The sequence below is a fragment of the Paracoccus sp. (in: a-proteobacteria) genome (assembly GCF_047973135.1).
In the GTDB taxonomy this organism is placed as follows: domain Bacteria; phylum Pseudomonadota; class Alphaproteobacteria; order Rhodobacterales; family Rhodobacteraceae; genus Paracoccus.
The window spans coordinates 1-5,246 of record NZ_JBKEBL010000191.1 but is presented as its reverse complement, the minus strand read 5'-3'; the positions used below and the strand labels follow the sequence as shown (position 1 = coordinate 5,246).

Genomic DNA, 5,246 nt, shown 5'->3' with positions numbered 1-5,246 from the left:
GTGCTGCGGGGCGGGGCGGGCAACGATGCGCTGCGCGGCAAGGGCGGGAATGACAAGCTGTTCGGCGGGGCCGGCAATGACCGGTTGTTCGGCGGCAAGGGGGCCGACAGCCTGAATGGCGGAACCGGGAATGATCGGCTGCGGAGCGACGGGCAGGCCGATGTCCTGAACGGCGGCGGGGGTCGCGATGTTCTGCTTGGCGGCGGCGGAAACGACCGGCTGCTGGGCGGCAAGGGCACGGACAACCTGTTCGGAGGCAAGGGCCGCGACGTCATGACCGGCGGCAGGGGCGCGGACAGCTTTACCTTCAAGCCGGACAGCGGCCGCGACGTGATCACCGATTTCGGTCGGGGCGATGACAGCCTGAACCTGCGCGCCTGGGATTTTGCAGGCCGCAGCGATTTCGAGGCGAATGTTCGCATCACCGAAACGGCGAAGGCGCTGGTTCTGGGCTTTGGCGATGGCGACCGGCTGGTCCTGCGCAACGCAACGATGGACAGCCTGGACGATTTCCTGTTCTGAACAGGCAGAGTTCCCGCCGCCCGCTTTTGCTTTCTGCGGCGATCTGCCCTGCATGGGGACAGGTGCCAGACCGGGCAGGCCATGCATGGGCGGAAAGGGGGGGTGCGGTTCGGGCAAAGCCCGCCCCGCGCGCTGCCGCCCGGCCGGAGGCGCGCTTCGCGCGCGGTCGGTCTGCGGATGCCGGCGTCAGGCAGTCGGTGCGTCAGGGTAGATCAGTTGTCGGGGTGGATCAGGCGGCCGGCCTCGCGCCGGGCAAAGGGCCTGAGGCGCGGTCCGTATTCGGTCAGAAAGGCCCGCACGCGGGGGGCGTCGCGCTTCGACAGGTCGCGCAGCCACCAGGCGATGGCCTTCTGGATGAACCATTCGCGGTCATCGACCATCCCGGCGGCCCAGCCCAGGATCCGCTCGCGCCGGGCCAGATCGTCGGGTTTGGGGTTGTTCATCTTGGCCCAGGGCAGGGTGCCGACCAGAGCAGCGCGGCGGATCCACATGTTCGGATCCTCTGACCAGCCCTCAACCTGATCAAGCCGGGCGGGATCGGCTATCAGCCGTTTCTGCCCGGCAATCATGACATGATCGGCGATGGCCCATGCGTCGAAATCGGGCTGCCACAGGGTAATGCTATCCCAGACCCCGGCATCAGGGCGGATACGGGCCTGAGTCAGCAGTTTTGCGGCGGCGATCCGGGCTTCATGGATGTCGCTGGTCCACAGATCGCGCGCAAGCGCGACCCGGCCCGCGATGTCCCGCCCGGCCCGCCATTCGGCCACCAGACCGGCGATCAGCGGCACGGGAACGCCCAGATAGATCCGCGTGACCTTGTGATAGGCGGCCATCTGCGCGCCTCTTTCCGCATCACCCAGTGCCCGCAATGCGTTCAGTTCATCCATGCCGCCCCCCTTTCCAACCGCTTTTATAGCCAGACGCGTTTAAAGTGATTGTCTTGTCTGGCTATAACCTTGTGATCTGACGCCGTGGCTCGCGCAGAAGCAATAGAAGGGCGGGCCGTGACCTGCAAGAAGCCCGCAAGAAGATGGTGGCAGCGGTCGCGGCGCGGCGGTAAAAGACCTGCGCAATCGAAAGGTGTCCCCATGTCGCATTCCTCTGATGCCCGCCCCATGACTTCGCGCCGCAGCGGCCCGCTGACGGGCATGGCGCAGGTGCCGGGAGACAAGTCGATCAGCCACCGCGCGCTGATCCTTGGTGCGCTGTCGGTTGGCGAGACGCGGATAACCGGCCTGCTGGAAGGTCAGGACGTTCTGGACACCGCAAAGGCGATGGCCGCTTTCGGGGCGCAGGTCACGCGGCACGGGCCGGGCGAATGGTCGGTGCATGGTGTCGGCGTCGGCGGGTTCAGCGAGCCAGAGGGGGTGATCGATTGCGGCAATTCCGGCACCGGTGTGCGGCTGATCATGGGCGCGATGGCAACGACGCCGATCACCGCCACCTTTACCGGCGATGCCAGCCTGTCGCGGCGGCCCATGGCGCGCATAACCGATCCGATCAGCGGCTTTGGTGCGCAGATCACCGCGCGCGAGGGGGGGCGTCTGCCGATCACCATTCAGGGCGCGGCGGATCCCGTTCCGCTGCGTTATCGCACGCCGGTTGCCAGCGCGCAGATCAAATCGGCGGTGCTGCTGGCCGGGCTGAACGCTCCGGGTGAGACCGTGGTGATCGAGGCCGAGCCGACGCGCGACCATTCCGAACGGATGCTGGCGGGTTTCGGCGCGCAGATCCGTACCGAGACCACCGGCGAGGGGCATGTGATCACCCTGACGGGGCGGCCAGAACTGCGCGCGCAGCCGGTGGCGGTGCCGCGCGATCCGTCCAGCGCGGCGTTTCCGGTGGCGGCGGCTTTGATCGTGCCCGGATCGGACATCCGCGTGCCGGGTGTCAGCCGCAACCCGACCCGCGACGGGCTTTATGTCACGCTGCTGGAAATGGGTGCGGACATCGCCTTTGAGAGCCCGCGCGAAGAAGGGGGCGAGCCCGTGGCCGATCTGGTCGTCCGGCACGGCCCGCTGAAAGGCGTCAGCGTCCCGGCAGAGCGCGCGGCAAGCATGATCGACGAATTTCCGATCCTGTCGGTCGTCGCGGCATTTGCCGAAGGAGAGACCGTGATGAACGGCGTGGCCGAGCTGCGCGTCAAGGAAAGCGACCGTATCGACGCGATGGCGCGCGGGCTGGAGGCGAATGGCGTCCGGGTCGAGGAAACCCGCGACAGTCTGACTGTTCATGGCATGGCGCGGGTGCCGGGCGGCGGCGTGGCGGTCACGCATCTGGATCACCGCATTGCCATGGCCTTCCTGATCCTCGGTCTTGCGGCACAGCAGCCGGTCGGGGTGGACGATGGCAGCCCGATCGCGACCTCTTTTCCTGATTTCCTGCCGTTGATGCAAGGTCTGGGCGCCGATCTGGGATAGGTGCCCTGACCGGGATCCTGTCAGACAGGCTCTGCCGCGCGCCGCACGTCAAGCTGGCTGCGAATGTCATCCAGCAGCTTTGCCGCATTCTTGCGCCGGTCGTCGTTTTTAAGGGATTTGTGCAACCGCATCGCCATATCCGCGTAATGCTGCGCCGCCACCAGATGAGAGCGGGGCGCAACCGAAGCCGTGTTTTCGGCAAGGGCGCATTCGGTGTGGCAAAGCTGTTCGCACAGTTCGGCGCGGAAATCGGGATACTCGTCCTCGCTGACGGCGGCCAGCGTCCGGTCATACAGGTCGATGGCCAGATCCAGATAGCCCACCCCGGTGATGCCGCCGCTGAGCCGCCCCTGTTCGGCGCGGATCATGCCAAGATTGTGGATCAGGCGCGCGCGTTCCAGCTTGTCGGTGATGCGGTCGCGATAGCGCACCGAGTTTTCGCAGGCTTCGGCGGCATTGCCCAGCAGCGCAAGGGCGATACCGGGATCGGCGAATTTGCTGCGATGGACAAGAACGACGGCCAGATTCTGCTGGGTCTGCGCCCAGTCCATCGGATGCGTTTCTTCAAGGATGACGCGCCCGGCCCGGCGATAGGCCCGCTGCGCCCGTTTCAGGAAATCGTCGCGATGTTCCTCGGGCAGCAGAATACCTTGTTGCAACAGCGCGTTACCCAGATGGTTTTGTGCCTTGCCCCACAGCATCGGATGGTCAAATTCGGAAATCGCGGTGATCGCGTTGTTATAGGCATCGACCGCCGCCGAAAGGACCGCCCCCATCTCGGACACGCCGATGCGCCGCAGCTGGTCCAGCAGCATATCGCCAAGATTCGTATAGGTCTCGGCCCATAATTCGGGGGTGGCGTCGCGGTCGATCTGGTCCACGGCGTCGCGCGACATGCGGATCGCCCAGGGCAGCGCCTCGCCGCCATGCCGCTGGCCTTCCTCGTGCAGCAGGCGGGCATAGTCCCTGCGCTTGCGGCCCGGTTCGGCGATGTCGATATCCGCAAAGGCATCCGCCACCGCCGACAACTGGCGAAAGGCGGCCTCGGTCCCGCCGGTCAGCAGGGCGTTGCGGGCGCGCAGTTCCTTGGTCGCCGCCATGATCTCGGTCTCGATCTGGCTGGCGCGCAGCAACAGGCGATCAGTCTCGGCGAAATCCAGACGACCGATGGCGTCTTTGGCCGCGATCTTGAGATCGGCCAGCCACAGGCTGCGGTCATCGGCCTCGGCGATGCGCGATGTCAGTTGGCCCAGTTCCCGCACGCGGGTCCGTACCATGCCGCGCAGTCTGGGTACGGACAGTTCCGACCAGCCGCTGATGGCGAATTTATGCCCCAGCAGCCGCAACTGATCCTCGGTCGCATTGTCAAGCCTGCCGACCCGTTCGGGCAGTTCGTGGCTTGCGTCCAACGCCGAGCGGATCAGCCCGGCGGTGATGGCGCGGCGAAATCCCTCGTCCCGGACCAGCAACCCCAGCGCCACCTCCAGCGATACGGCGACCACGCGCCGGCTTTCGGCCTGCGCCTCTTTGGGCAACTGGTCGGCCGCCCATACCGCCAGCGCGGCCGGGTCGGTCAGCACCTCCGAGGCAACGCGGGACAGCGGCACCAGTGACAGGTCGTCGGCGGCCAGTCGCAGGTCGTGCTCTGACACCTCGCCCGAGCGCAGCAGATGGTCGGGCAATTCGCGGATCAGGGTAAAGGCGTTCTGGTCACGCGATTGCAGCCAGATATAGGCCAGCGCATCAGGAACCGACAGCGCGGTGCGCAGATCGGCCCAGGGCAGACCCAGCGACACTGCAGCAAGACCCACAGCGACGGGGCCCAGCTTTTCGGTAAACTGAATAGACAACGCAACCCTCAACTACTGCCCGAGGGTTGCCGCGTCTTTTTGATTGGGTCAAGAGGGTACAACCTTAGATTTTGAAGCAAAAGCCCTAGCTGTACCAATGAGTTGCGTTTTTCAACCGGCAGATGTGCCTACATCGGCGCCGCCCCGCCGAATACCGGAGGAAAGGCGAAAAACTGCCCGCGGTCCTTGCGCGCCACGAGCGCCATACAACACTGTTCCGTATAAGATTCGCGGCCGCGCGTATGCGCCGGACGCGCCCCTTCGGGAATACCGCATGCGACCGGCGGCAGGTCCGGCAACCACCGGCCTGACGCCGGAATGAGGGCAAAGCCGCGCGGCTTTTGCGATCATCCCAAAAGCTTTTGCGCCACCAGTTCGTTGACGGCCGCCGGATTGGCCTTGCCTCCTGTGGCCTTCAGCACCTGACCGACGAACCAGCCCGCCAGTTTCG

Annotated in this window: 5 protein-coding genes; 2 read left to right on the top strand and 3 right to left on the bottom strand. The window is 65.8% G+C overall.

The genetic code is table 11. The annotated features are described in order from the left end of the window. The coding region (locus tag ACK5L9_RS14830; RefSeq protein ID WP_416912243.1) for a calcium-binding protein at positions 1–522 on the top strand (522 nt) is incomplete at its 5' end. Positions 523–734: 212 nt separating this feature from the next. Here ACK5L9_RS14830 and ACK5L9_RS14825 read toward each other — a convergent pair. Further along, a complete protein-coding gene (locus tag ACK5L9_RS14825; RefSeq protein ID WP_416912242.1) occupies positions 735–1,412 on the bottom strand; it encodes a DNA alkylation repair protein in 678 nt (225 codons plus the stop codon). Between the two features lie 201 nt (positions 1,413–1,613). Here ACK5L9_RS14825 and aroA point away from each other — a divergent pair, with 201 nt between their 5' ends. After that, the gene (aroA, locus tag ACK5L9_RS14820; RefSeq protein WP_416912241.1) at positions 1,614–2,945 is read left to right on the top strand and encodes a 3-phosphoshikimate 1-carboxyvinyltransferase; all 1,332 of its coding nucleotides are present in this window, start codon (positions 1,614–1,616) and stop codon (positions 2,943–2,945) included. Between the two features lie 20 nt (positions 2,946–2,965). On the opposite strand, the gene ACK5L9_RS14815 is transcribed toward aroA, so the two are convergent. Beyond that, a complete protein-coding gene (locus tag ACK5L9_RS14815) occupies positions 2,966–4,795 on the bottom strand; it encodes a hypothetical protein (protein WP_416912240.1) in 1,830 nt (609 codons plus the stop codon). Positions 4,796–5,142: 347 nt separating this feature from the next. Beyond that, positions 5,143–5,246 (bottom strand): hypothetical protein (locus tag ACK5L9_RS14810; protein WP_416912244.1); only part of this gene is annotated, 104 nt, incomplete at its 5' end.